General features: G+C 60.5%; 1 tRNA gene and 1 rRNA gene. Both read right to left on the reverse strand.

Annotation, left to right across the window (positions count from 1 at the left end):
• Positions 1-18: 18 nt before the first annotated feature.
• Positions 19-95: transfer RNA gene (locus MKK88_RS08455), tRNA-Ile, on the reverse strand.
• A 216-nt stretch (positions 96-311) separates the two neighbouring features.
• A 16S ribosomal RNA gene (locus tag MKK88_RS08460) occupies positions 312-443 on the reverse strand; the annotation flags it as partial.

The raw sequence follows: 443 nt of genomic DNA on the forward strand, positions 1-443 counted from the left end.
GGTAGACCGTCCCGTCCATGGTGGGCCTGGGACGACTCGAACGTCCGACCTCACCCTTATCAGGGGTGCGCTCTAACCACCTGAGCTACAGGCCCAGTACGATCGAGCGGTACGGGTTCAGCGTGAGCCAAACCGCTTCCGCGATCGCGCTATCTGGTGAGGAAGAGAAACGAGGGCGGCATTCATCCCGCCAATGGGCTCTGACTGAGCCCTGATATCCTAATGATCTTCGATGGATGAGCCGTGGCACGAGGCCAAGTCTCGGAGGGTGCCGGCAGTACCGGAACCCAGGTCCAAAAAAGAATCCTTAGAAAGGAGGTGATCCAGCCGCAGGTTCCCCTACGGCTACCTTGTTACGACTTCACCCCAGTCGCTGACCCTACCGTGGTCGCCTGCCTCCTTGCGGTTGGCGCAGCGCCGTCGGGTAAGACCAACTCCCATGG

The organism is Methylobacterium sp. E-005 (assembly GCF_022829725.1).
Lineage (GTDB): Bacteria > Pseudomonadota > Alphaproteobacteria > Rhizobiales > Beijerinckiaceae > Methylobacterium.